The sequence below is a fragment of the Caulobacter sp. KR2-114 genome (assembly GCF_049446115.1).
Lineage (GTDB): Bacteria > Pseudomonadota > Alphaproteobacteria > Caulobacterales > Caulobacteraceae > Acaudatibacter.
Map to the genome: position 1 here is coordinate 1,227,669 of NZ_JBMSEC010000001.1, position 25,892 is coordinate 1,253,560.

Here is a 25,892-nt window from a genome sequence, read left to right on the forward strand (position 1 = left end):
CGGGTCCGCGCCCCGGCGGCGTCAGCCTGTGGCCGCCGCCGCCGCCAACTCCTGCGAGAGCTGTCCGCTCATGCCCTCGACGGCGGTGTTGGTCATCAGCACGAAGCTGAGCTCGCGAGCCGGATCGACGAACCAGCTGTGGCCGTACACCCCGCCCCAGCGCCAGGCGCCGGCCGACAGGGGCGAGGCCGCGGCGACCGGGTCGACCACCACGGCGCCGCCGAAGCCGAAGCCGGAGCCCGGTCCGCTGATCGTCGGGATGTCGCCGATCTGATTGGTCATCATCGCCCGGGTGGTGGCCTCGCCGACCACGCCGCCGCCGCCAGTGCGCATCGCCTCCAGGAAGGTCAGGAAGTCGGTGGCCGTGCAGGCCGCGCCGGCGCCGCCCGAGGGGAAGGAACCCGGATCGAAGATGCGGTCCGGGGCGAAGCGGATGCCCGACAGGCCGGCGAAGGGCGCGACATAGGCCTCGCCCATCGGCCTTGGCGGCGGGCCATCCGCATAGGCGGTGGCCAGGCGCGCGCGGTCGGTGATGCGAAAGCCGGTGTCGGCCAGGCCCAGCCTGGCGCAGACCCGCTCGGTGAGGATGTCGTGCAGGCCCTGGCCGGCAGCCTGTTCCATGGCCGCGCCCAGCACGTCGATGGCCACGGAATAGATCCAGCCGGCGCCGGGCGGATAGAACAGGCCCGCCTCGACGATCTTCGCCAGGTTCTCCGCAAAGCCGACGCCGGGCTGGTCCAGCCCGTCCGACACCTTGAGCTTCAGATAGGGCCCGTCGTCCGGCTGCATGAAGCCGTACGACAGCCCTGCGGTGTGGGTCAGCAGCTGGCGCAGGCTGATGGTGGGCGTCTGGCCATCGAACTTCGGCGTGAAGTCCGGCAGGAAGCGGGTCACCGGATCGTCCAGCCCGATCACCCCCGCCTCGACGAGCGCCAGGGCGGCGGCCGTCACCAGCGGCTTGGTCAGGGAGGCGGCGCGGAAGATGGTGTCGAGCGCCACCGGACGGCCGGACGGGATGTCCGCCAGGCCCGCGGCCCGGGCGTAGGCCAGCTTGCCCGCCCGCGCCACCAGCGCCACGCCCCCGGCGATCCGCCCCTCGGCCAGCGCCGCGTCGATCAGCGGGTCCAGCCGGGCGGCCAGGGCGGGTTCAAGGGCTTCGGCGATTTGCATGTGCGGGCTCCCACGACGGCTAGGGTTGGCGCTGTGCCCGGTATGTAGACGATCCGGCCGCCGGGCGCGCGGTCACGCAGCGTCATCCCGCCTGAGGCTGCGCCGGCGTCCGCAAAGGCGCTGGCGCAGGGTGCGGAGGTCGACATCGCGCGCCCTGCGATTATTTCCGCGCGCCGACGCAACCCAAGTCCTGGCCGGGCATTTCACAGGAGCCTCGCAAAATCGCCCCCCCGACTTGATGCGAGGCCAGGGCCCGGAGAGCGCGAACGCGTTCCCGGGCCCTACTTCGTTCGGGGTGTCCCCGGACCGGCGCGGCCGCCCTACCCCAGCCCGCCCAGCAGCACGTACTTGATCTCCAGATAGTCCTCGATGCCGTACTTCGAGCCCTCGCGACCGATCCCGGACTGCTTCATGCCGCCGAACGGGGCGACCTCGGTGGAGATCAGGCCGTCGTTGCAGCCCAGTATGCCGTACTCCAGCGCCTCGGCCACCCGCATGATGCGGCCGATGTCACGGGCGTAGAAATAGGCGGCCAGGCCGAACTCGGTGTCGTTGGCGATGCGGATCGCCTCGGCCTCGTCCTCGAAGCGGATCAGGCTGGCCACCGGGCCGAAGATCTCCTCGCGGGCGATGTCCATGCCCGGCGTGACGCCGGTGATCACCGTCGGCTCGAAGAAGGTGTGGCCGAGCGGGTGGCGGTGGCCGCCGACCTCCACTGTGGCGCCGGCCGCGGTGGCCGAGGCCAGCAGCCGCTCGACCTTCTGCACCGCCTTCTCGTTGATCAGCGGCCCCTGGGTGACGCCGTCCTGGAAGCCGTCGCCGACCTTCATCGCCCGCACCCTGGCCTCCAGCTTGCCCTTGAAGGCGTCGTACACGCTGGCCTGCACCAGGATGCGGTTCGCGCAGACGCAGGTCTGGCCCATGTTGCGGTACTTGGAGACCATCGCCCCCTCGACCGCCGCATCCAGGTCGGCGTCGTCGAAGACGATGAAGGGGGCGTTGCCGCCCAGCTCCAGCGACACCTTCTTCACCGTGGTGGCGCACTGCGCCATCAGCTTCTTGCCCACCGCTGTCGAGCCGGTGAACGAGAACTTCCGCACCAGCGGGTTCTGCGTCAGGGCCTCGCCGGCGGCCTGCGCCCGGGTCGAGGTGACCACGTTGAACACCCCCGCCGGGATGCCCGCCCGGTGCGCCAGCTCGGCCAGGGCCAGGGCCGACAGCGGGGTCTCCTCCGACGGCTTGATGACGAAGGCGCAGCCGGCGGCCAGCGCCGGGGCGGCCTTGCGGGTGATCATGGCGTTGGGGAAGTTCCAGGGGGTGATGGCGCTGACCACTCCCACCGGCTCCTTGAACACCAGGATCCGCTTGCCGGCCTGATGGGTGGGGATCACGTCGCCGTAGATCCGCTTTCCCTCCTCGGCGAACCATTCGATGAAGTTGGCGCCATAGGCGACCTCGCCCCGGGTCTCGGCCAGGGGCTTGCCCTGTTCGGCGGTCATGATCCGCGCCAGGTCCTCCTGGTTCTCCAGGATCAGCGCCACCCACCGGCGCATCAGGGTCGCCCGCTCCTTGGCGGTCCTGGCGCGCCAGGCGCCTTGCGCGGCGGCCGCCGCCTCGATGGCGGCGTCGACGTCGGCGCCTTCCAGGTCGGCGACCTCGGCGATCGTCTCGCCATTGGCCGGATTCAGCACCCTGAACCGCGCCCCCGATCCCGCCGGGACCCAGGCCCCGTCGACATAGGCGTCCGTGCGCAGCAGGGTGGGATCGGCGAGGGTCAGCATCAGGCGGCTCCAGCGACAGGATTGGAAGAGGCGGGCGTCCCCGCAACGGCGAGGGCTTCGGCGAAGATCCCTTGGGCGGTCGCCTTGAGGGTCAGGGCCTCGGCCCAGCGGTCGGTCAGTTCGCGCCCCTCGGGATCGGTCACAGCATAGGGCGGTGGGCCGAGCTCACATAGGACGGTCAGACTGTCATCCGCGCCGGCGCGCGCCAGCCAGTGCTCCATGCCACGCCGCCACCAGATCTCGAACATCGTCCGCCAGTCGGCGAACTGCGGCGCCGCCAGCGGAACCTGCGCCTGGTTCGGACCGGCGACCCGCAGGTGCAGGGCTTCGGTCCGCGCCAGCACCGCCTCGATTCGTCCGGCCAGGTGCGGCTCGAGGGGCAGCGTCATTTCATGGGCGGTCACCCAGTGCGACAGGTCGCCGGTGAAGCGCAGCCGCGGACAGGCTTCCAGCATCAGCGCGGTCAGGAACAGGTCGTTGGTCAGCCGGCCGCGGTGGGTCTCGAAGCAGACCGGCAGGGGCGAGCCGTGGGTCACGGCGAGCAGCCGCTGCATCAGCCGGATGGCCGCCTGCGGCGTGTCCGGGCCGCTGGCGACCTGGACATTGAGGTGGTGCGCGCCGCCGATGGCGATCGCCTCGTCCAGCCAGCGGGCCAGATCGCGCTCGTCGCGCACGAAACATTGCGCCTCCCACGACAGGCCCCGCTCGGCGAGGATGCCAGCCGCGATCCGCGCCCGTGGCCGGCGGGCGAGGTTCACGCCCACGCCGTCGAAGCCGGCCGCCAGGATGCGCCCCATCGCGCCGGGCAGGTCGCCGTCCAGGTCGACGCCGGGCAGCCCCTCCATGGCCCAGAGGGACTGGTAGATCTTCAGGTGCGGCATGAACTCCTCCGCGCGCAGGGAAGCGGCGGCGACCGATGCGGTCCAATCGGTTTTCTTCAGCGGCTCATTCGCCAAAGCTATGGCTGGGTGGCGACCGCCCGGCTCTCGGCCAGACGCGCCGCGGCGGCGGCGAGGATCGCTGCGCGGGCCTCGGCGATCACCGGCGGGGTGGGACCGATCTCCGGCTCGAGCATGGCGAAGCGCACGCTGAGCGCCGGACGGAAGGTCCGCGCAACCACCCCCAGCCGGGCGAACAGCGGCGCCGAGAACGGCTCGGCCACGGTGATCCCCAGCCCGGCCGCGACGAAGGCGTAGGCCGGGAAGGAATGCTGGGTCTCCAGCCGCCGCAGCGGGGTCACCCCCGCCGCCTCGAACACCCGGTCGATGCCGAACCACAGGGCGTCCACCTCGTGCATCGGCCCGATCAGGGTCTCGCCCTCCAGGTCCTTGGGCCCGATCACCGCCCATTTGGCCAGCGGATGGCCGGCGGGCATCACGCAGAGGTATTCGGCTTCGGCCAGCAGGGTGCTGGAGACGCCCTGCCGGTCCGCGGTCTCCACCGCCAGGCCGATGTCCGCCTGGCCGAGGAACACCCGGTCCACCACTGCGCGCTGGCCCAGCGCCTCCACGGTCAGCTTGATGTCGGGGTAGCGGGCCCGGAAATCGGCGATCACCGGCGGCAGCACGCCCGCGGCCAGGGCGGCCAGGGCGGCGATGCGGATCACCCCCACCGGATGGGCGCGGATGCGCCGGGCCGCCTGCTCCAGCAGGTCCAGCCCGGTGAACGAACGGCGCACCGCCTCGTCCAGCGCCTGGGCCTGGCCGGTGGGAAACATCCGCCCGCCGCGCCGCTCGAACAGGGCGAATCCCACCGACCGCTCCAGGTCGGCGATCAGCCGGCTCACCGACGGCTGGCTGACGTTCAGCATCTGCGCCGCGGCGGTGACGCCGCCGCTCAGCATCACGGCGCGGAACGCCTCGACCTGCCGCATCTTCATGCCGCCAGTTCATAGCATTCCTGCATGAAGTGGCGAACGGATTCGATTTGATCCTATGACTTGCCGAACCCATCCTTGGTCCCAAGCCAGATGGAGGATTGCCAGGATGTACGAGCAGCAGCGCGACCAGTTCGCCCGCGAGGGCTATGCGGTGTTCGAGGGCGCCCTGGTGGGGCCGATGCTGGAGCTGCTGCGCGAGCAGTGCCAGAGCTTCATCGCCCGGGAGGACGCCAGGATGGATGACCTCGGGGTAGACACCCTGGGCATCACCCACCGCGGCCGGCGCTATTTCGCCAACGAGTGCCAGCGCCAGCAGCCGGCCCTGCGCAGCATGCTGTTCAGCCAGACCATGGCCGACGTCTGCCGCGCCGCCCTGGGCGACGACGTGTACTTCTTCTTCGACCAATACGTGGTGAAGGGCCCGGACAACGGCATGCCGTTCGCCTGGCACCAGGACAGCGGCTACATGGTCACCTACGGCGGGCCGCCGGCGCACAAGCCCTACCTGACCTGCTGGTGCCCGCTGGACGACGCCACCGCGCAGAACGGGACGGTGCGGCTGGTGCCTTTCTCCAAAGCCCCGGCCTCGCGCGACGCCGTCGTGCCGCACACCAAGCAGCCCGGCAGCAACGACCTGGTGGCCGAGGTCGACCAGGAGCAGGCGATCACCGTCGAGGCCAGGGCCGGCGACATCGTCGCCTTCTCCAGCCGCCTGCTGCACGCCACCGGCTCCAACCAGACCGACCGCATGCGCCGGGTCTACCTGGCGCAATACTCCCCCGAAGCCATCGTCGACCCAGGCACGAACCACCTGCGCCGCAACGCCATCCCGCTGCTGCGGGGCGGCAAGCAGGTCACGGTGGGGTGAGACCCAGCGCTTCGCCGCGCGGGCGGAACCCCTCACCTTCCCATGGCTGCGCCATGGGCCCCTCCCTCTCCCTCCGGGAGAGGTGAACGGAAGCGCGCCGTCGGGCGGCTTATCCTGTTGATTGCAATGGGTAAAACACCTCTCCCACAGGGAGAGGGAGGGGCCCGATCGCGCAGCGATCGGGAGGGTGAGGGGTTCCGCCCCATCCTCGCCGGCCCTAATTCCGCGCCTCGATCTTCGGCAGCAGCAGCTGCACCCAGCCCAGCGCCAGCAGGTACGACACCGCCGCCAGGATCAGCAGCGGCGCATAGCCGTAGCCGGCGGCCAGCAGGCGGCCGGCGACCTGCAGGATCACCATCCCGGCCAGGTTGCCGCACAGGGCGCCGACGCTGATCACGCTGGCGACCCGGGAGTTGGGCGCCACGTCGGCGGTCAGGGCGAACAGGTTGACCGAGAAGCCCTGGTGCGCGGCGAGGGTCAGGCTGAGCAGCCCCACGGCGATCCAGACATTGCCGGCCACCAGCAGCAGCGGCACGGGCGTCACCAGCAGGGCGCAGACCAGCATCGTCAGCTTGCGGGCGGTGTTGAGGCTGTAGCCCGCGGCCAGCATGCGCCCCGACGCATAGCCGCCGACGATCGAGCCCAGGCCGGCGACGCCGTAGATGATCGCCAGCGGCAGGCCGAAGCTGCGCATGTCGAGGTGGAACACCCGTTGCAGCATGTCCGGGGTCCAGAACAGCAGGAACCACCACACCTGGTCGGACAGCACCTTGGCCCCGGCGATGGCCCAAGTGGCGCGGTCGGTGAGCACGGCGCGCCACAGCGAGCGGCCCTCCTGCGCGATCTCTTCGGCCGTCGGCGCCGGGTGCTCGGCCACGGCGACCTCGCCCGAGGCGGCCAGCACCCACGCGAGCGCCCAGGCGATCCCCAGGCCACCGATCAGCAGGAAGGTCGCCTGCCAGCCGACCTGCAGCGCCAGGAGCGGCACGACCAGCGGGGTGACGATGGCGCCCAGGTTGTTGGAGGCGTTCATCGCCCCCATGGCGAAGGATCGCGCCTTGGCGGAGAAGAACACCGCCACGGTCTTCAGCGCCGTCGGCGTGCCCAGCGCTTCGGTGGCGCCCAGGGCGACGCGGGCCACGGTGAACTGGCCCAGGGTGTGCGCCAGGGCGTGCGACATCGCCGCCAGGCTCCAGGTCCCCACCGCGATCGGGTTGGCCCGCCGCCAGCCGACCTTGTCGACGAACCAGCCGGCGCCGAGATAGGCGATCGCCGCGGCGAACTGGAACACCGAGGTCATGTCGCCGTAGTCGCGGTCGGACCAGCCCAGGGCATGCTGTAGCATCGGCTTCAGCACGGCGATCACCTGGCGGTCGGCGTAGTTGAGGATCCCCGCCGTCACCAGCAGGAACAGCAGGATGTTGCGGCGCAGGGTCGCGGCGCTGGAGACCGGACGGGACAGCGCCTCGGCGGCCATGCTCAGGCGTCCGTCAGCGAACGGAACAGGCCGGCGTGCGCCGAGCCCTCGCGGAAGAACACCGGCGGCTGGCCGAGCGGCGCGGCGACGTCGGCCGAGGCGCCGCCCTCGAAGGTCTCGCCCGACCACAGGTGGGTCCAGCGCGCGCCGGCCGGCAGATAGGCCTCGCGGCGGGTGGCCCCCTCGGCGATCACTGGCGCGACCAGCAGGTCGGGGCCCAGCAGGTAGGCGGTCTGTTCCGTGTAGGTGGCCGCATCCTCCTCGAAGTGCAGGAACAGCGGCCGCTGCAGCGGCAGGCCGTTCACCGCCGCCTCGTCGGAGAGGGCGCGCAGATAGGGGCCGAGGGCGCGGTAGATCCGGGTCATCTTCGCGAAGTGGGCCAGAACCTCGGGGTCCTGGTCAATCTGCAGGTTCTCGGTCGGGCGGTTGCCCTCGTGCGAGCGCATCACCGCGGTGAAGGCGGCCATCTCGCTCCAGCGCATGATCAGCTCGGGCGTGCGCACGTTGCCGAACAGGCTGGTGTACCCGCCGATGTCGCTGTGGTGGTAGGCGTTGCCCAGCAGGCCCGACGACAGGGCCGCGCAGATCACCGTCTGCAGGCCGTCGTGCCGGCTGAAGTCCACCGACTGGTCGCCGGCCCACAGCAGCGGACAGTAGCGCTGCACCCCCGAAAAGCCGGCGCGCATGAAGAACAGGGTGTCGCCGGTCAGGCCGCGGCTGGCCACGGCGCGGGCGTTGACCTCGCCCCACAGCACCGGCCAGGCGTTGTGCGCCAGCATGCCGTCGAGGCCGCTGTGCAGCCGCACGTCGGTGGGCAGGTATTCGCCGAAGTCGGCCATCCAGCCGGACAGGCCGAAGTCGAGCATGTTGCGGCCGATCACCGCCTCGGCGAACCAGTCGGCCGCCGCCGGGTTGGTGAAGTCCACCAGGCCGCAGTGGAACTCGCCGAAGTCGACGACGTACGGCTCATCGCTGTCCAGCTTCAGCGCCAGGTAGCCGGCGTCGCGCGCCACCGGGTAGAGGACGCCGTCGATGGCCAGATAAGGGTTCACATAGCCCAGGAAGCGCTGGCCCCGCGCGCGCAGCGCGGCGATCTTCTGGTCCAGGTCCGAATAGCGCTCGCGGTTCCAGGCCCAGTCCCAGAAGAGCCGCCGGCCGAACGAGGTGATCCGCAGGCCCACCCAGTCCTCGCACCAGATGCCGCTCACCGCCGCCCCGGCGTTCTCGATCGCGGCCATCCGCGCAAAGCTGTTGTCGCCGTCCTTCATTCCCAGGATCGCGCCCTGCAGCACCCAGTCGGGCAGCGGCGGCTGGCGGCCGAAGCGTTCGGCCAGGGCGCCGACCAGGTCGGTGAAATGCGGCCGGGCCCACAGCTCGATGCGTTCGGGGACCTCCCACACCTCGATCTCGTGGAAGCCGTCGTGGCGGAAGTCGAACGCCGACCAGGCGGTGGTCTCCACGTGCAGGGCGTAGCGGCGCGAGGAGATGAAGGTCGGCTGCGGATAGTTGGTGTTGAAATAGTCGCCGCCGGCGTTGGAGCGCTGATTGTTCTGGAACGTCATCAGCGTCTTCGGATCGCGGCCGTTGCCGGGCTCGGAGGTCCACAGCGGGAAGTGCCGGCCGCGCATGTCGAAGTACGACAGTTGCTCGCCGCCGCCCCAGACATGCTCGCCGGCCTCGGCGGCCACGCGGATCCAGAAGCGGTTGACGTCGGGCGCCGCGCCTTCGAAGCCGATGCGGGCGTCGGCGTCGTCACCGGACACCGTCAGCACGATGGCGACCGGATCAGCCGCGGTGGGCGACAGGGCGATGCGTGCGCCCTCCCCAGCCGCCGACATCTGCGCGTGGGTCAACGGCACGCGCGCCGAGACATAGTCGCGGATGCGGAAATGGCCGTGGTTCATCCGCATCGACGGCTCGCCGGTCCCGAGATACAGGAACGGGGCGTCCGCGCGATGGCGGATCACCACCCGGTCGCCAAGGGTCAGGTCGAAGCCGTCAGGGTGCTGGACGAGACGCATGCGCATGACCCGTTGCTGGCGGCCTTCAGCGCCGCGCCGAGAGAATGGGACGGATCGCCCGGCGCGGCGTGAAGCCGCCGCCCCGGGGATCGGTAGCCGGCCTCAGAAGTCCTTGTGAACGCTGAAGCCGACGTAGCGGGAGTCGTCGCGCGGGACCCAGCGGACCAGGCCCGCCAGGTCGCCATGCGACAGGTAGGAGGAATAGTGGGTGTCGGCGATGTTCTTGATCAGCACCCGGGCCGACCATCCGCCCCGCACCCCGATCAGGCCGATCGACGCGTTCCAGACGCCGTAGGCCGGCTGGATCGTGTCGTTGAACTCGCCCAGTTGGTACTGGGTGTCCGACTGCCAGTTGTACTCGGTCTCCAGGTCGACATCGATCGCGTCGCTGACCGGATGGCGGTACTCGCCCTCGAAGTGCAGCTTCCATTCCGGCGCGAACGGCAGCGGCTTGCCATTGATGTTGCAGCTGGCCGCCGCGCCCGTGGGGCACGGGAAGTTGACGATGTGGGCGTCGTCGTAGGCGAAGTCGGCGGTGAAGGTGAAGTCGCGGATCGGCCGGGCGATCAGATCACCCTCGACCCCGCGCGAGATCACGGTGCCGGCGTTGACCAGATTGGTCACCAGGGCGCCGCCGATCACCTGGGTCGAGTTGGCCTGGTAGTTGAAGAAGTTGGTGGTGTAGGCCGCCAGGTCGAACTGCACCCGGTGATCGAACAGCTGCGACTTGATGCCGGCCTCGTAGGAGTTCGAGGTCTCGGGGCTCAAGAGGCCGGTGTTGGCCGCCGCCTCGTTGAAGAACACGTTGTACGCGGGGCCCTTGTAGCCGTGCGAATAGGTCATGTAGGCGTTGATCGACGGGGTGAAGTCGTACTGGATCCCCACCCGGCCGGCCAGGCCGTTGCGGGTCGACGAGCCGCTGGCCGCGAAACTGGGCTGCACCCCGGTGATCGCCGCCGGCTGGGTCGACACCCGGTTCATATGGAACGACAGCTGGTCCCACACCTCGCGGAAGCCGGCGATCACCCGCAGCTGCTTGCTCAGGTTGACGTTGGCCTCGCCGAAGATGGCGTAGTTGTTGCCGGTCACGCCGTAGTGGTTGACGCCATTGTCGGCCTGGTCGGCGCCGCTGATCACCCGCACCACGTCGCGCTCGTAGACCTCCGCGTCGCTGGCGTTCAGGTAGTAGAGACCGGCGACGAAATCCACGAACCGGCCCTTGGGCGAGGCGATCCGCAGCTCCTGCGAGGTCTGGTGGAAGTTCACATGGCCGATGTCCTTGACCTGCGGCAGGCTGGCGTTGTGGTCGGCCAGCTGGTCGTAGTCCTGGTTCTGGACGTTGGTCCAGCCGCGCCAGGCGGTGATCGAGGTCAACCGGTAGCCGCCGCCGAAGTCGTAGTCGGCCTGCACCGAGACGCCGCCGTTGTGGTCCAGCACGTTGCTGTTGACGTTGGTGTTCACCACCCGATTGTCCGCCGACGGGGTGATCCCTTCGGACGTCAGCAGGCTGGCCAGGGCGGCGTTGGTGGAGACCGCGCCGGTGGGATAGGCGGTCTGGCTGGCCGAGGCCCAGACGCCGGTAGGCACCGTGTCCAGCGAGCGGGTGTAGTCCGCCCCGATGGTGATGGTCAGAGCGTCGGTGGGGTTGGCGATTACCTTGCCGCGCAGGCCATAGTGCTCGTAGCCGTTGACCTGCTGGTTGTTGCTCAGGTTGCGGACGTTGCCGTCATAGTGGCCGTAGAAGCCCGACAGCAGGCCGCGCACCTTGTCGGTGATAGGCCCCGAGACGGTGCCGGCGAAGCGGTACTCGTTGCCCTCGAAGTACGAACCCTCCACCGCGCCGGTCAGGGTCGAGGTGGGGTTCTTGGTCAGGATGTTGATCACGCCGGCCGAGGCGTTCTTGCCGAACAGGGTGCCCTGAGGCCCGCGCAGCACCTCGATGTGGTCGAGGTCCAGCAGGTCGACCGTGGCCTGCCCCGGCCGCGCCATCACCACGCCGTCCACCACCGTGGACACCGACGGCTCGACGCCCGGAGAGGTGGAGATGGTGCCCGCGCCGCGCACGAACACCGTGCGGTCCTTGTTCGAGGCGCCGGTGCGGAACTGAACGGCCGGCACCTGGGCGCTGATGTCGCCGATGTCGTTGAGGTTCTTGGCCGCCGTCTTGGCGCCGTCGACCACCGAGATGGCGATCGGCACCGACTGCATGGTCTCTTCGCGATGCCGGGCGGTGACGGTGATCTCGCCCACCTGGGCGACATCAGCAGACGGCGCCGCGCCGGCCGCAGCGGCGGCGTCAGCCGCCAGGACGGGGACGGCTGCCCCCAGCATGGTCAGGGCCGTGGTCGCGCCCAGCCACAGCCTCACGTTCGAAGCCCGCATGATGTCCTCCCCTTGATCGTTCACGTCGGATTGTCCCTTGAGGGCTCCGCGCGGTTGCCCTACATCCGCAAACCCTATTGCTTGGGTAGGGGTTAGAGCAACCCCTATATCTTATAGAAGAGTTGTAGGACTGCAACAGCGGAGCTAATGGCGACACCGCCGAGAGCGTGCAATGCCAGGGGGCCGATGCACGGGCGCCACAGGGCGATCTGACGGCGCATGCTTATGACTGAGTCATCACACCAGCCAGCGCTCTGCTAGAAGATAGACAAGTGACTCAAGGTGAGCCTACCCTCCGCCGGAAGCCCGGGGGAAGCAGCAAGCGTGACCGAAACGCCAGGGTACCGGCCGCTCTATCGACAGGTGTACGACATCATCGTCCGCCGCATCGCCCAGGGTCACTGGCGTCCCGGCGAGGCTTTGCCCAGCGAGCAGGCCCTGGCGCGGGACCTGGGGGTCAGCCAGGGCACCATGCGCAAGGTGCTGGATTCCCTGACCGCCGAGAAGCTGCTCGAACGGCGTCAGGGCAAGGGCACCTTCATCGCCGAGAACACCCAGGAACGCGCGCTCTTCCGGTTCTTCCGCATGGCCCATGCGGGCGGGGAGCGGGTGATCCCCGAGCGGGGCGGCGAGACCGTGAAGCTGCGGGCCTCGCGCGCCGCCGATCAGGCCAGGCTGGACCTGGCGCGCGGGGAGCGGGTGGTGGAGATCCAGCGGGTGCGGCTGATCGAGGGCCGGCCGGCGATCTCCGAGACCATCATCGTGCCGGCGTCGCTGTTCCCCGGCCTGGAGGGCCGGCTCCCCCTGCCCAACACCCTCTATTCGCTCTACCAGACCGCCTACGGCATCAACATCACCCAGGCGCACGAGGAACTGCGCGCCGACCTCGCCACCGAGGACGATCACCAGCGCCTGGATATCGCCCCGGGCAGCCCGATCCTGCACATCGACCGCCTCGCCTTCTCGCTGCAGGACCGCAAGGTGGAATGGCGCATCAGCCGCGTGGCCGCCGGCGACCTGGTCTACGCGGTGACGCTGAACTGAGGGCCGGCAGGCGCCACGCGCGCCCACCCTTTTCCCACTGTCATCCCGGAATCCGCGCAGCGGATATCCGGGACCGCGGCAGGCGCCGGCGCCCGCCACGGCTGGCAAGCATCGGCGTTTCCAGCGGTCCCGGATATGGGCGGACGCCCATTCCGGGATGACAGAATGGGGGAGATGGAAGCGCGCGCCTACCGCAGCCGCAGGAACGAGGGATCGCGGAACGGATCGCCGGCCTTCATCCGCGCATGGAAGCCGTCGACCCGCGGTCCCGGCCGCCCGGGCCGGGGATCGTAGACGGCGGTCTCGCCGAAGAAGCGCAGGGTCAGGGTCCGCCGTCGACGGCCGCCGTGGGTCGCCGCGCCGCCATGCAGCGTCGCCGGATGGAAGACGATCAGGTCGCCGGGCTTCACCGCCCAGGAGACGATGTCCCAGGCCACCCGGTCGGCCTCGATGTCCGGCATTCGCGGCAGGTCGGCGTTGGGGTAGAGCGGCGCGGTGTCGTCGCCCAGTTCGAAGCGCGAGCCGTTGAACAGCGTCCCCCGGTGTGAGCCGCGCACAAACTCCAGCGAGTCCGCCTTGGCCACCGGGTCGAAGGTGATCCAGGCCACCGCCAGGTCGTCGCCCGCCACCGCCAGATAGGAGCTGTCCTGGTGCCAGGGGGTGCGCCGCGCCTCGCCGCCCTCCTTGAGGAACACCTGTTCGTACATGAACCAGACCTCGGGCCGCCCCCAGAGGTCGGCGACCAGAGCCGGGATCGGCGAAGCCTCGAGCATGGCCCGATAGCCGGTCAGGCAGTCGGGATTGTAGAGGTCGTTGTAGAAGGTCCCCTCGGTCGCCTGGGCGAAGCGGGTGGCGCCCGGCCCGGGATGGGCGAGGCTCCAGTCCCAGGCCGCCTGCGCCGCCGCGACAGCGTCGGCGTCCAGGGCGCCCGTCAGGAACACCACGCCGTCGCGGGCATAGGCTTCGCGGTCGGCTTGCGTGATCGCGCCCCCAAAGATCGCGCCCATGGCCGATCCTCCCTTTTTTTGGATCGTCGGCCGGGCAGAGGGCGGTGGCAAGGCAAAATCAGATCACGTTCTGAAAATCTGCCGCTGGCGAAGGACCCGCTTACCCCTCCTGCTGTCATCCCGGAAAGGCGCGTCAGCGCCTTGTCCGGGACCGCCGGAAACGCTGACGCCCACACGCCGTAGCAAGCGCCGGCGCTTGCCGCCGTCCCGGACATCCGTTGCGCGGAATCCGGGATGACAGTGGAATAGGGTTGGAGGGCCAGGCCAGCCGCCGCCTCAGTTCTGCGTCAGGCCGCCATCGACCAGGAAGTTGGCGCCCGTGCAGCCGGCGCTCTCGTCGGAGCCCAGGAACAGGGCCATGCGCGCCACGTGCTGGGCGGTCAGGCGAAACTTCAGGGCCTGCAGCTCGATGAACTGGCGGTCGAGCTCCGGATTGAGCCACAGGCGCTGCTGGCGCTCGGTGAGGATGGCGCCGGGGACGATGCAGTTGACCCGCACGCCGCCCTCGCCCAGCTCCCGCGCCAGGGTGCGGGTCAGGCCGTTGATGGCGGCCTTGGCGGTGGTGTAGGCGGCCATGCCCGGACGCCCGCGCATCCACGACACCGAGCCCAGCATGATCACCGAGCCGCCGCCCCGCGCCGCCATGCCGGGCGCGGCCGCCTGGGTGGCGAAGAACTGGTGATCAAGATTGAGGCCCATGAGCCGCCGCCAGCTTTCCGGCTCGATCTCGGCCAGCGCCTGGCGGTCATCCTTGCCGGCGTTGTTGACCAGCACGCCGATGCCGTCCTGCGCCGCCTCGACCGCGGCGATGGTCCGGCGCAGCGCGGCGATGTCGGTGACGTCGCAAGCGTGGAAGGCGGCCCCCGTGCGCTTGGCGACGTCCGCGCCGGCCGCCTCGTCGATGTCGGCGAAGGCGACCGTCGCGCCCTGCGCCGCGAACGCCTCGACCATCGCCTCGCCGAGGCCCGAGGCGCCGCCGGTGATCAGCACCGAGCGTCCGGCCAGGGAGGCGTAGCGGACGGTGTCGTAGCGCGGGCGGTCGGCGATGTCGGCGGAGGGCATGCGGCGGTCAGGCGTCCGGATCGAAGGGGGTCGAGGGCAGGCCCGGCGTCTCCACCGGCATGGCGTAGAGATCGCCGCCGGTTCCGTCAGGGCTGCGGGCGGTGGTGACGAACAGGGTCTTCAGGTCCGGCCCGCCGAAGCAGGGCATGGTCGGCCGGCGCACCGGCAGTGGATAGGCGGCCATCAGGGCGCCGTCGGGATCGTAGCGGTGCAGCCGCCCGCCCTCCCACAGCGAGGACCAGTAGCAGCCGTCGGCGTCCACGGCCGCGCCGTCCGGCCGGCCCTTGTCCGCCGCATCGGGATCCAGCCGGGCGAAGGCGCGCCGGCCCGTCGCCGCGCCGGTGGCCAGGTCGTAGTCACAGGCCCAGATGACGAAGCGCGGCGTGTCCGAGTGATACAGGGTCCGCCCGTCCGGCGAGAACGCCGTGCCGTTGGCGGTCATCAGGCCCGTCGCCAGCGTCGCCAGCCCGCGCCGGTCCCAGCGGTAGAGGGCGGCGATGCCGCCGGTCTTCTTCTCGTCGATGGTTCCCAGCACGAAGCGCCCGGCCGGGTCGATGCGCCCGTCGTTGAAGCGGCTGACGGCCGGATCGGCCGGATTGTCCGCCAGCTTCACGGTCTGGCGGCCCTCGGCGTCCAGCCGCCAGAGGCCCGAGCGCATGCCGGCGATGTAGCCGCCATCCCTGGCCGGGGCGATGCAGCCGGCGTTCTCGGCCAGGGCCCAGCTCTCATGGCCGCCGCTGGCCGGATCGAAGCGGTGCAGCCGATTGCCGTCGATGTCGAGGAAGATCAGCCTCTGCTCGGCAAGCGACCACACCGGCCCCTCGCCGAGGGCCGCGCCCACCGCGAGCGCCACGCGGAACGGCGAGGCGCTCATGCGCCGGCCACCACGATGCGCACGGTCCCCTGCAGCGTCTCTCCGGGCGCCAGCACCGCCAAGCCATGGTCGGGCTCGTGCATCCGGTGCGCGGCGTTGGCCATGTGCGTCACCGGCTCGATGGCGCAGGCGCCGCCGTCCGGCGGGGTGTAGAGCCGCAGATGGCCGAACACCGCATCGCCGGTGACGATGGTCGCCGATCCGTCGGGAGCGGTCACCCGCGCCGACCCGCCCCAGCCGTAGATGTCGTGATCCAGCCTGGCGTCGGCCAGCGGCAGGCCGCGCAGGAAGCGCCCGGCAACGTCGGGCTCGCGGGCGGCCGGCAGGCCGTCCGGACTGTTGCTCCAGCGCCCGGCGCACGCCAGGGTCAGCACCGCATCCGGCGGGGCGACGACATAGGGATGCAGGCCGAGGCCGGCGGGCGCCGGATCGGCGCCGGTGTTGGTCATGGACAGCGTCACGCTCAGCCCCTGGTCGGAAAGCGCCAGCTGCTGGCGCGCGCGGAAGGCGAAGGGCCAGTCCTCGCAAGGCGCATGGTCGAAAACAAGGCTCGCCCGGCTGGTCACCGCCCACTCGACGCGCCACGGCCTGCGCCAACCGACGCCGTGCAGGGCATGGCGCGGATCGGCGGGGTCACGCGGCAGGCGCCATTCGCGTCCCGCCCAGACCAGCCGCCCCCCGTCGATGCGGTTGGCGAATGGGACCATGGCAAAGCCGGCGCTGCGGCGCACGTCGCCGGCGTCGATCGTCGGCGTCGGCCGCAGGATGTCGCGGCCGGCGCGGCGCAGCGACAGGATCGCCCCGCCCACCTCGGGCGCGAGCCCGGCCACCCAGTCGCCGTGGCGCAGGATCAGCGGGGCGGCGCGGGCTTCGGCCTCGGCCATGGCCACCGCGAGGCTCAATAGGCGGCCGCGGGCTCGGCCGCCTGCACCCGCCCCTGCAGCGCGGCCAGCCACTCCACCGCCCGCCCGGTCATCATCGCCATGTCGGAGGCCACGGCGGCGAACGTGTAGCCCATGCCCAGGAAGCCGCCGACCATCTCTGGATTGGGTCCGACGATGCCGATCGGCTTGCCGGCGCGCGCCGCCGCCCTGGCGGCGTGGGCGATCAGGCCCTGCACCTCGGGATGGGCGATTTCGCCGATCCGGCCCATCGACGCGGACAGGTCGCCCGGGCCCAGGAACAGGGCGTCGACGCCGGGCGTGGCGGCGATCTCGTCCAGTCGCTCGACCGCCTCGGGGGTCTCCAGCTGCAGGATCACGCAGACCTGATCGTTGGCGGTCTTCAGATAGTCGGGCGCGCGGCCGAACTGCGAGCCGCGGTGCACCGCCGCCACCCCGCGCACCCCCTGGGGCGGATAGCGCGTGTAGCTGACCGCCGCGCGGGCCTCCTCGGCGGTCTGGATGAACGGGAACATCAGCGTCTTGCCGCCGGCGTCCATCACCCGCTTGACCAGCACCTGGTCGTTCCAGGCCAGGCGGATCAGCGGCTCGGCCGGGGTGCCGGCGATGGCGCGCAGTATCGAGGCCGTCTCCGGAACGCCGATCGGCACGTGCTCCATGTCGACCACCAGGAAGTCGAAGCCGCAGTGGCCCATGGCCTCCGCCGTCGAGGGTGCGGCCGACATCAGCCAGGTGCCGAGCGGCGGTCGCGGGCCGGGCTCGGCGAACCAGCGATGGAAGCGGTTGGCGGTCTGGGTCATCGGTGGGTCCGTGCGTCAGGGGTCGTCTAGAAGATCGGCGGTTCGGGGACGGGCTCGCGCCCGGCCAGGAAGTCGAGGTCGCAACCCTCCGGCGCCTGGGTGACGTGCTGCTGATAGAGCGCCGTCCAAGAGCGTGCGTAAGGGGAGGCCGGCGCGGTCCAGGCCGCCCGGCGGCGGGCCAGCTCGGCGTCGTCCACCAGCATGTCCAGCCGCCCGGCCGCGACGTCCAGCGCCACGAGGTCGCCGGTGCGCAGCAGCGCCAGCGGCCCGCCCACCGCCGCCTCGGGCGCGGCGTGCACGATGCAGGCGCCGTAGTGGGTGCCGCTCATCCGCGCGTCGGACAGGCGCACCATGTCGCGCACGCCCTGCGCGAGCAGCTTCTTCGGGATCGGCAGATTGCCCCACTCCGGCATCCCCGGCGCGCCCACGGGGCCGGCGTTCCTCAGCACCAGCACCGTGTCGGCGGTGATGTCGAGGTCGGGGTCGTCGATGTGGGCCGACAGCTCGGCGTGGCTGTCGAACACCAGGGCCGGGCCGGCGTGCTTCAGCAACCGCGGCTCGGCGGCGCTGGACTTCATCACCGCGCCGTCGGGGCACAGGTTGCCCTTCAGCAGGGCCAGGGTCGCCCCGCGCGCCAGCGGGACGACCGGATTGTCCGGCCCGCGGATCACGTCGTCGTCGAAGCATTGCGCCTGGCCCAGGATCTCGCCCAGGCTCTGGCCGCCGACGGTGGGCCGCGACAGGTCCAGCCGGTCCTGCAGCTTGGCCAGCAGCGCCGGCAGGCCACCGGCGAAGAAGAAGTCCTCCATCAGGTGCTCGCCCGAGGGGAACAGGTTGGCGCAGACCGGCGTGCGCTTGGCCTCGGCGGCCAGGTCCTCGAGCGACAGCGCGACGCCCGCGCGCCCGGCCAGGGCGATCAGGTGGATCGCCGCATTGGTCGAGCCCCCAAGCGCCATGTAGGCCACCACCCCGTTCAGGAAGCTGGCGCGGTCCAGGATGTCGGAGGGCTTGAGGTCCTGCCAGACCATCTCGACGATCCGCTCGCCCGCCAGGGACATCAGCCGCGGGTGGCCGGAATCCGCCGCCGGCGTGCTGGACGCGCCCGGCAAGGTCAGGCCCATGGCTTCGACGATGCCGGTCATGGTCGAGGCGGTGCCCATGGTGTTGCAGGTGCCGATCGACCGGGTCATCCGCGATTCCAGGTCGATCCAGTCGTCGGCGGTGATGTTGCCGGCGCGCAGCTCGTCCCAGTACGTCTTGGTGTGGGTGCCGGCGCCGGTCTTCACCCCGCGCCAGCGCCCGCTGGACATCGGCCCGGCCGGACAGAAGATCACCGGCAGGTCCATGCTGATCGCGCCCATCAGCAGGCCCGGCGTGGACTTGTCGCAGCCGCCCAGCAGCACCGCCCCGTCGATCGGGTGCGAGCGCAGCAGCTCCTCGGTCTCCATGGCCAGGAAGTTGCGGTAGAGCATGGTGGTGGGCTTGACCATCACCTCGCCCACCGACAGCGCCGGCAGCTCCACCGGATAGCCGCCCGCCCGGATCACCCCGCGCTTCACCGCCTCGGCGCGGTCGCGCAGATGGATGTGGCAGGGGCTCATCTCGCTCCAGGTGTTGACGATGGCGATCACCGGGCGGCCCATGAACTCCTCGCGGCGCAGCCCCATCTGCTGGGTGCGCTGGCGATGGGCGAAGCCGCGCATGTCGCTGGAGGCGAACCAGCGCTGGCTGCGCAAATCCTCGATGGCCCGCCTGGCCGCCATGCCGTCCCCACCCTTCAAAGCCTTGCCGCGCCGCCGTTCGGCGCCACGCCGCATCGTCACCCGCCCCGCCTGCCTTGCCAAGCTCGGAGGCTTCTGCAATGTTATGTCTTATATAAGACCTAAAACACCATAGGGGAAGTGAAGTGACCGCGCCACATCTGCTCGTGCACGACCACCGCGACAACGTCGGCGTGGTCGTGGTGGAGGACCTGGCCGCCGGGGCGGACATGCTCTGTGTGGTCACCGAGGACGACAGCGACTTCCGCCTGACGGCGAAACAGGCCGTGCCGATCGGCCACAAGGTGGCGCTGAGGGACCTCGCGGTCGGCGACACGGTGATCAAGTACGGCGAGGACATCGGCCGCGTCGTCGCCCCGATCACCCGGGGCGAGCACGTCCACACCCATAACCTGAAGACCAAGCGCTGGTAGGAGCCGGATCGATCATGAGTTTCGCCGACCGCAAGATCTGGGGCTATCGCCGCGAGAACGGCCGCGTGGGCGTGCGCAACCACGTCGCCATCCTGCCGCTGGACGACATCTCCAACGCCGCCTGCGAGGCGGTGGCCGCACACATCCAGGGGACCATCGCCCTGCCCCACGCCTATGGCCGGCTGCAGTTCGGCGAGGACCTGGAGCTGCACTTCCGCACCATGATCGGCACGGGCGCCAACCCGAACGTCGCCGCCTGCATCGTCATCGGCATCGAGCCGGGATGGACGCAGAAGGTGGTCGACGGGATCGCCGAGACCGGCAAGCCGGTGGCCGGCTTCTGGATCGAAGGCAACGGCGACATCGCCACCGTCGCCGCCGCCTCGCGCAAGGCCAAGTCGTTCGTCCACTGGGCCTCGGAAAAGGTGCGCGAGGAATGCCCGCTGACCGATGTCTGGGTAGCGGCCAAGTGCGGCGAGAGCGACACGACCACGGGCCTGGCGTCCTGCCCGACCGTCGGCAGCATGTACGACAAGCTCGTGCCGCAGGGCCTCTATGGCTGCTTCGGCGAGACCTCGGAGCTGACCGGCGCCGAGCACCTGGCCGCCGCCCGGGCCGCGAGCCCTGAGGTGCGCGAGAAGTTCATGAAGACCTGGAAGGCCTATCAGGACGACGTGATCGAGGCGCACAAGACCTCGGACCTGTCCGACAGCCAGCCGACCAAGGGCAATATCGCCGGCGGCCTGACCACCATCGAGGAAAAGGCCCTGGGCAACCTCGAGAAGATCGGCAAACAGGTGAAGTACATCGACGTGCTGGAGCCCGCCGAGGCGCCGGCCAAGGGGCCCGGGCTCTATTTCATGGACACCTCGTCCGCCGCCGCGGAGTGCTGCACCCTGCAGGCCGCCGCCGGCTACGTGGTGCACATCTTCCCCACCGGCCAGGGCAACGTCATCGGCAACCCGATCATGCCGGTGATCAAGGTGACCGGGAACCCGCGCACCGTGCGGCTGATGAGCGAGCACGTGGACCTGGATGTCTCCGGCATCGTCCGCCGGGAGATGACCATCAGCCAGGCCGGCGACGCGCTGATCGACATGATCGCGCGCACCGCCAACGGCCGCTCCACCGCCGCCGAGGCGCTCGGACATCGGGAATTCGTGATGACGAAGCTCTACCGCAGCGCCTAAGAGTTCACCGGTGGCCGATACCGTGAGACTGAGCCTGGACGACGCCGAGCGGCTGGCGGCCCGGGCCCTTCAAGCCAGTGGATCCTCACCGGACAACGCCCGGTCGACCGCCCGCGCCCTGGTGGCGGCCGAGGCGGACGGACAGGGCGGCCACGGCCTGACCCGCGTGCCGAGCTATGCCGCGCAGGCCAGGGTCGGCAAGGTCGACGGCCGGGCGGTTCCCCGCCTGATCGGCGATGCGCCCGCCGCCCGGCGGATCGACGCCGGCGCCGGCTTCGCCTATCCGGCCATCGACCTTGCCATCGATACCCTGGCCGAGCTCGCGCCCAAGGCGGGGACCGCCGCCATCGCCGTGTTCGCCTCGCACCACTTCGGCCAGGCCGGCCGGCACGTCGAACGCCTGGCCGAGCTGGGGCTGGTGGCGTTCGCCTTCTCCAACACGCCCCGGGCGATGGCCTTCCATGGCGCGGCGCGGGCGCGGATGGGCACCAACCCGCTGGCGTTCGCCGCGCCGATCCCCGGCCGGGCGCCGCTGGTGATCGACATGGCGCTGTCGGTGGTGGCGCGAGGACGGATCGTCTCCGCCAAGGCCAGGGGCGAGCCGATCGAGCCCGGCTGGGCCGTCGACGCCGACGGTGAACCCACCACCGACGCTGCGGCGGCGCTCGCCGGGACCCTGTTGCCGATCGGCGGGGCCAAGGGCTCGGCCCTGGCGCTAATGGTCGAGGTGCTGTGCGCCGCCCTGGCCGGCGCGAACTACGGCTGGGAGGCCAGCGCCTTCCTCGACGCCGAGGGCGGGCCGCCGCGGATGGGCCAGCTGCTGATCGCCCTCGATCCCGGCCACTTCGCCGGCGATGGCTTCGCCCCCCGCATGGCCACACTGGCCGCCGCGGTGGCCGAGGATGGCGCGCGCCTGCCCGGCGATCGGCGCCTGGCGCTGCGGGCCAAGGCGGGCGCCGAGGGCCTCTCCATTCCCGCCGCCCTCCACGACCAGATCGCCGGCCTCGCCGCCGGCCGGGAGACCGCATGAGCGAGATCGTCATCAGCGAGTTCATGGACGAGGCCGCCGTCGCCCAGGTGCTGTCCGGGCGCGACGTGCTGTACGACCCCGGCCTGGTCGACCGGCCGGACGAGCTGGCCGCCGCCCTGGCCGACTGCCGCGCGCTGATCGTCCGCAACCGCACCCAGGTCCGCGGCCCGCTGCTGGCCCAGGCTCCGCGCCTGAAGGTGGTCGGCCGGCTGGGCGTCGGCCTGGACAACATCGACGTCGAGGCCTGCCAGGCGCGGGGCGTCGCGGTGCGGCCGGCGACCGGCGCCAACGACCTGTCGGTGGCCGAATACGTGATCACCGCGGCCCTGATGCTGCTGCGCCGCGCCTGGTTCGCCAGCGACCGCGTGGCCGCCGGCGCCTGGCCGCGCATGGACCTGATCGGCGGCGAGCTGGCCGGCCGCACCCTGGGGCTCGTGGGCTTCGGCGCCATCGCCCGGCTGACCGCCGCCAAGGCGCAGGGCATGGGCATGAGCGTCGCCGCCTTCGACCCGTTCGTGCCCGCCAGGTCCGTCATCTGGGCGACCACCGGCGTGCGGCCGCTGGCCCTCGACGACCTGCTGGCCAGTTGCGACGTGGTCAGCCTGCACGTTCCGCTCACCGACCAGACCCGGCGCATGGTCGATGCCGCCGCCCTGGCGCGGATGGCGCCGCACGCCATCCTGATCAACGCCGCGCGCGGCGGGGTGGTGGACGAGGCGGCCCTGGTCGCGGCGCTGCGGGCCGGCAAGCTCGGCGGCGCGGCGCTGGACGTGTTCGAGACCGAGCCGGTCACCGCCGAGTCGGGCGCGGTGTTCGCCGGCGCGCCGAACCTGATCCTCACCCCGCACATCGCCGGGGTGACCGAGGAGTCCAACGTGCGGGTCAGCCGGGTCACCGCCGAGGCGGTGCTGGCTGTCCTGAAGGCGCTCTAGCATGGCCACCGACACCCAGACCGACACCGCCGCCGCCCAGCAGCTGTTCCAGTCGTTCGACGCCATGGAGGGCCTGCCGTTTCCGGCGCCCGCGACCGCGGTCGCGACGCCGACGCAGCGCCGGCCCCTGCCCGGGGAGACGCTGGTTCGCGCCGTCTGGCCGGGCTTCCTGGTGGCCGCCACCATCGCCCTGGCCTCCACCTGGCTCTCCACGCACTACACCGCCCCGGTGATGCTGTTCGCCCTGCTGTTCGGCATGGCCTTCCACTTCCTGCACGAGGAAGGCCGCTGCATCGCCGGCATCGAGTTCTCGTCCAAGGCCATCCTGCGCCTCGGCGTCGCCTTGCTGGGCGCGCGGATCACCGCCGCGCAGATCCTCGGCCTCGGGGTCATGCCGATCGCCACCGTGATCGTCGGCGTGACCAGCACCATCGGCCTGGGCTGGCTGGCGTCGAAGGCCTTCGGCCAGAGCCGGTCGTTCGGGGTGCTGTCCGGCGGAGCGGTGGGCATCTGCGGCGCCTCGGCGGCGCTGGCGGTGGCCTCGGTGCTGCCCCGCAACGCGGACTCCGAGCGCGACACCATCCTGACGGTGGTCACCGTCACCGCCCTCTCCACCCTGGCGATGATCCTCTACCCGCTGTTCGCCACGGCGATCGGCCTGGATCATGTGCGCGCCGGCATCTTCCTGGGCGGCACCATCCACGACGTCGCCCAGGTGGTGGGCGCCGGTTACACCATCTCGCCGCAGACCGGCGACATCGCCACCTATGTGAAGCTGCTGCGGGTGACCATGCTGCTGCCGGTGGTGTTCACCGTCGCCTTCATCGCCAGCCGCGCGGCCGGCGCCGGCGCCGCGGCCGGCCCCAAGCCGCCGGTGCCGATGTTCCTGCTGGGCTTCGCCGCCCTGGTGGCGCTGAACAGCTTCGGCCTGCTGGCCAAGCCGGCCACCGACGCGGCCAATGAGGTCTCGCGCTGGTGCCTGGTCACGGCGATCGCCGCCCTGGGCATGAAGACCTCGTTCAAGGCGCTGGTCGCGGTGGGCTGGCGGCCGGTGGCGCTGATGGTGCTGGAGACCCTGTGGATCGGTGGCCTCGTGCTGGCGGCGGTGCTGCTCTTCCACTGAAATAACGGCAGGGCGGATGGCCAAGCCCCGCTCAACCACGTCCGTTTCTGTCGCACCGCCGCCGCAGAGTGCCCGGGCCCTCAAGGAGACGCCCCATGGCCCCGACCTGTTCCATCGCCCTGCCCCTCTACCGCCGCAGCCCGGCCCAGCGCCTGCTCGGGGCGATCCGCTACGCCGGGGTGCTGGCCGTGTGGCTGGCGCTGTTCCTGGTGCGGCCGGGCCTTGCCCTCGACATCTTCCGCCACCGCCGGGCGGACTCGCCGATCCCGCGGCTGCGATGGGCGTGAAGGCCTGAAAAAAGTCGCCGCGAAAACGTCGGCCCGTCGCCTCCTGGCGCGTCATGCGATCATGGACCACCCAGGAGAACACCGATGCGCTTCATGATGCTGATGATCCCCGGCGGCTACGAGACCGCGCCGCCCGACGCCATGCCCACCGCCGAGGCCGTGGCGGCGATGATGAAGTTCAACGAGGACCTGCAGAAGGCGGGCGTGCTGCTGGCGCTCGATGGGCTGCATCCGCCCTCGTCCGGCGCCCGGGTCAGCTTCAAGGGCGGCAAGCCGCTGGTGACCGACGGCCCCTTCGCCGAGGTCAAGGAGGTGCTTGGCGGCTACTGGATGATCGACGTGCCCTCGCGCGCCGACGCCATCGCCTGGGCCTGCCGTTGCCCCGCCTCGGAGAACGAGGTGATCGAGATCCGCCAGGTGCAGGAGATGAGCGACTTTCCGGAGGACGTGCAGAAGGCGGCCGAAGGGTTCGCCGAGATGCAAAGGCGGTGAGGGGAGGAGGGTTCGCGGGCGACGGCGGAACCCCTCACCTTCCCACGCGACTTGCTCGCGCAAGTCACGCGGGCCCCTCCCTCTCCCTCCGGGAGAGGTGATTTTCTCTGTGCTGGCAACGCTTTAGTCCACCTCTCCCATGGGGAGAGGGAGGGGCCCAAGGCCGGCGCGACAGCGCTGGCCTTGGGAGGGTGAGGGGTTACGCCGGCGGCGCAGTCACCCCTGCGCCTTCAGGCTCACCTTCACCGTGGTCGACAGGCCGGGGCGCACGCGGGCGAGGTCCGGCTGGCCGGGGTCGAAGCGGATGCGCACCGGCACCCGCTGCACGATCTTGGTAAAGTTGCCCGTGCCCGGTTCGAACGGCAGCAGCGAGAACTGCGAGCCGGAGCCGGGGGCCAGGCTCTCCACGTGGCCCTTGAAGCGCACCCCGGGCAGGGCGTCGACCTCGATGCGGGCCGGCTGGCCGACCGTCATGCGCCCCGTCTGGGTCTCCTTGAAGTTGGCCGTCACATAGACCGCGTTCACCGGCACGATGGTCAGCATGCGCGTGCCGGCCTGGACGTAGTCGCCGGGCTCGACCTGGCGGTCGCCCACCACGCCGTCGATCGGGGCGCGGATCAGGGTGTGCGACTGGTCCTGCAGCGCCAGGTTCAGCGCCGCCTGGGCCCGGGCGACGCCGGCCTCGGCCTGGGCCAGGTTGGCCGCCAGCGTGGCGGCCTTGGCCTGGGTCACCTCGGCCTGGTTGCGGGACACGTCGAACTGGGCGCGGGTGCGGTCGGCGTCGGACTGGGCGGTGATCGCCGCCGCGCGATAGGTGTCCGCATCGCGCCGCGCCACCGCCCCGGTGGCTACCAGGGCGTCGTAGCGGGCGCGGTCGGCCTGCGCCCGCTCGCTCTGCGCGTCGGCCGAGCGGATCTGGGTCTGGGCGGCGCGGATGTTCGAGGCGGCCAGCGCCTCCTCGGCGTGCAGCGAGACGATCGCCGCCCTGGCCGCCGCCACCGCCGCCTGGGCGTTCAGCAGCTCGGCCTGGGCGGACGCCACGCGGGCGTCGAACTCCTCCGGGTCGATGCGCACCAGCGGGTCGCCCTTGCGGACCGCCTGGTTGTGGCGCACCAGCACCTCGGCCACCAGCCCGCGCACCTTGGGCGCCACCACCGAGCTGTCGGCCTGGACATAGGCCGCGTCGGTGGTCTCCGACGCCTTCGGACTGACGATGTAGAGCGCCCCGCCCGCGGCGACCGCGATCGCGGTCCCCACCGCCAGCAGCGTGCGGTTGGAGAACGGCAGGGCCCGGGGCTTCGGCTTGGCCGTGGCGGCGGGGCTATCGACGGCGGCGTCGCGCAAGGCGGCGTCATCCAGCGTGGCGTCGGTCATCTT

At 71.0% G+C, this 25,892-nt stretch carries 23 protein-coding genes; 9 read left to right on the forward strand and 14 right to left on the reverse strand.

Features of this window, described 5'->3' with window-relative positions; genetic code table 11:
• Positions 1-21: 21 nt before the first annotated feature.
• The 4 genes from ACO2Q3_RS05550 to ACO2Q3_RS05565 form a co-directional block, all read right to left on the reverse strand.
• Positions 22-1,170 carry a serine hydrolase domain-containing protein gene (locus ACO2Q3_RS05550; RefSeq protein ID WP_423305539.1) on the reverse strand — a complete coding sequence of 383 codons (1,149 nt, stop codon included), beginning with the start codon at positions 1,168-1,170 and terminating at the stop codon, positions 22-24.
• A 320-nt stretch (positions 1,171-1,490) separates the two neighbouring features.
• Positions 1,491-2,951, reverse strand: a complete 1,461-nt coding sequence (locus tag ACO2Q3_RS05555) for an NAD-dependent succinate-semialdehyde dehydrogenase (protein ID WP_423305540.1) — start codon at positions 2,949-2,951, stop codon at positions 1,491-1,493.
• Positions 2,951-3,832, reverse strand: coding sequence for a hypothetical protein (locus ACO2Q3_RS05560; RefSeq protein ID WP_423305541.1), 882 nt, complete (start codon positions 3,830-3,832; stop codon positions 2,951-2,953). Before ACO2Q3_RS05560 ends, ACO2Q3_RS05555 begins: the two co-directional genes overlap by 1 nt.
• 77 nt (positions 3,833-3,909) lie before the next feature.
• Positions 3,910-4,830, reverse strand: a complete 921-nt coding sequence (locus tag ACO2Q3_RS05565) for a LysR substrate-binding domain-containing protein (RefSeq protein ID WP_423305542.1) — start codon at positions 4,828-4,830, stop codon at positions 3,910-3,912.
• A gap of 106 nt (positions 4,831-4,936) precedes the next feature.
• On the opposite strand from ACO2Q3_RS05565, the gene ACO2Q3_RS05570 reads away from it, so the two are divergent.
• Complete coding sequence (locus ACO2Q3_RS05570; RefSeq protein WP_423305543.1) at positions 4,937-5,698, forward strand: phytanoyl-CoA dioxygenase family protein; 762 nt, start codon at positions 4,937-4,939, stop codon at positions 5,696-5,698.
• Between the two features lie 217 nt (positions 5,699-5,915).
• Here ACO2Q3_RS05570 and ACO2Q3_RS05575 read toward each other — a convergent pair whose 3' ends face one another.
• The 3 genes from ACO2Q3_RS05575 to ACO2Q3_RS05585 are packed head-to-tail and all read right to left on the reverse strand — an operon-like array spanning position 5,916 to position 11,578.
• Entirely contained in the window at positions 5,916-7,175 is a 1,260-nt protein-coding gene (locus ACO2Q3_RS05575) for an MFS transporter (RefSeq protein WP_423305544.1), read from the reverse strand.
• A 2-nt stretch (positions 7,176-7,177) separates the two neighbouring features.
• Entirely contained in the window at positions 7,178-9,286 is a 2,109-nt protein-coding gene (locus tag ACO2Q3_RS05580; RefSeq protein ID WP_423305658.1) for an alpha-glucosidase, read from the reverse strand.
• A gap of 12 nt (positions 9,287-9,298) precedes the next feature.
• A complete protein-coding gene (locus ACO2Q3_RS05585; RefSeq protein WP_423305545.1) occupies positions 9,299-11,578 on the reverse strand; it encodes a TonB-dependent receptor in 2,280 nt (759 codons plus the stop codon).
• A gap of 324 nt (positions 11,579-11,902) precedes the next feature.
• Between ACO2Q3_RS05585 and ACO2Q3_RS05590 the strand changes: the two genes are divergently transcribed.
• Complete coding sequence (locus ACO2Q3_RS05590) at positions 11,903-12,622, forward strand: GntR family transcriptional regulator (protein ID WP_423305546.1); 720 nt, start codon at positions 11,903-11,905, stop codon at positions 12,620-12,622.
• A 188-nt stretch (positions 12,623-12,810) separates the two neighbouring features.
• Here the strand turns inward: ACO2Q3_RS05590 and ACO2Q3_RS05595 are convergent, their stop codons facing one another.
• The 6 genes from ACO2Q3_RS05595 to araD form a co-directional block, all read right to left on the reverse strand.
• Positions 12,811-13,629: a phytanoyl-CoA dioxygenase family protein gene (locus ACO2Q3_RS05595; RefSeq protein WP_423305547.1), complete on the reverse strand. Its 819-nt coding sequence runs from the start codon at positions 13,627-13,629 to the stop codon at positions 12,811-12,813.
• A gap of 276 nt (positions 13,630-13,905) precedes the next feature.
• Positions 13,906-14,691, reverse strand: a complete 786-nt coding sequence (locus ACO2Q3_RS05600) for an SDR family NAD(P)-dependent oxidoreductase (protein WP_423305548.1) — start codon at positions 14,689-14,691, stop codon at positions 13,906-13,908.
• A 7-nt stretch (positions 14,692-14,698) separates the two neighbouring features.
• On the reverse strand, positions 14,699-15,565 hold the full coding sequence (locus tag ACO2Q3_RS05605; RefSeq protein WP_423305549.1) for an SMP-30/gluconolactonase/LRE family protein: 867 nt from the start codon (positions 15,563-15,565) through the stop codon (positions 14,699-14,701).
• The gene (locus ACO2Q3_RS05610; protein WP_423305550.1) at positions 15,562-16,449 is read right to left on the reverse strand and encodes an aldose 1-epimerase; all 888 of its coding nucleotides are present in this window, start codon (positions 16,447-16,449) and stop codon (positions 15,562-15,564) included. Before ACO2Q3_RS05610 ends, ACO2Q3_RS05605 begins: the two co-directional genes overlap by 4 nt.
• Positions 16,450-16,463: 14 nt before the next feature.
• Complete coding sequence (locus ACO2Q3_RS05615) at positions 16,464-17,267, reverse strand: HpcH/HpaI aldolase family protein (protein ID WP_423305551.1); 804 nt, start codon at positions 17,265-17,267, stop codon at positions 16,464-16,466.
• 26 nt (positions 17,268-17,293) lie between these two features.
• Positions 17,294-19,030 (reverse strand): L-arabinonate dehydratase, encoded by a 1,737-nt coding sequence (araD, locus tag ACO2Q3_RS05620; RefSeq protein ID WP_423305552.1) that lies wholly within the window; start codon positions 19,028-19,030, stop codon positions 17,294-17,296.
• Between the two features lie 143 nt (positions 19,031-19,173).
• On the opposite strand from araD, the gene ACO2Q3_RS05625 reads away from it, so the two are divergent.
• The 7 genes from ACO2Q3_RS05625 to ACO2Q3_RS05655 all read left to right on the forward strand — a co-directional run bounded on the left by ACO2Q3_RS05625 (position 19,174) and on the right by ACO2Q3_RS05655 (position 24,515).
• A complete protein-coding gene (locus tag ACO2Q3_RS05625; protein ID WP_423305553.1) occupies positions 19,174-19,461 on the forward strand; it encodes a UxaA family hydrolase in 288 nt (95 codons plus the stop codon).
• 14 nt (positions 19,462-19,475) lie between these two features.
• Entirely contained in the window at positions 19,476-20,651 is a 1,176-nt protein-coding gene (locus ACO2Q3_RS05630) for a UxaA family hydrolase (protein ID WP_423305554.1), read from the forward strand.
• Between the two features lie 10 nt (positions 20,652-20,661).
• Complete coding sequence (locus tag ACO2Q3_RS05635) at positions 20,662-21,681, forward strand: Ldh family oxidoreductase (RefSeq protein WP_423305555.1); 1,020 nt, start codon at positions 20,662-20,664, stop codon at positions 21,679-21,681.
• On the forward strand, positions 21,678-22,613 hold the full coding sequence (locus ACO2Q3_RS05640) for a hydroxyacid dehydrogenase (protein ID WP_423305556.1): 936 nt from the start codon (positions 21,678-21,680) through the stop codon (positions 22,611-22,613). The genes ACO2Q3_RS05635 and ACO2Q3_RS05640 overlap by 4 nt, the downstream gene beginning before the upstream one ends.
• 1 nt (position 22,614) lies before the next feature.
• Entirely contained in the window at positions 22,615-23,736 is a 1,122-nt protein-coding gene (locus ACO2Q3_RS05645; RefSeq protein WP_423305557.1) for a YeiH family protein, read from the forward strand.
• Positions 23,737-23,831: 95 nt separating this feature from the next.
• Positions 23,832-24,023 carry a hypothetical protein gene (locus ACO2Q3_RS05650; protein ID WP_423305558.1) on the forward strand — a complete coding sequence of 64 codons (192 nt, stop codon included), beginning with the start codon at positions 23,832-23,834 and terminating at the stop codon, positions 24,021-24,023.
• An 84-nt stretch (positions 24,024-24,107) separates the two neighbouring features.
• Positions 24,108-24,515, forward strand: a complete 408-nt coding sequence (locus ACO2Q3_RS05655; protein WP_423305559.1) for a YciI family protein — start codon at positions 24,108-24,110, stop codon at positions 24,513-24,515.
• Positions 24,516-24,731: 216 nt separating this feature from the next.
• On the opposite strand, the gene ACO2Q3_RS05660 is transcribed toward ACO2Q3_RS05655, so the two are convergent.
• Positions 24,732-25,889, reverse strand: coding sequence for an HlyD family secretion protein (locus ACO2Q3_RS05660; RefSeq protein WP_423305560.1), 1,158 nt, complete (start codon positions 25,887-25,889; stop codon positions 24,732-24,734).
• Positions 25,890-25,892 lie beyond the last annotated feature (3 nt).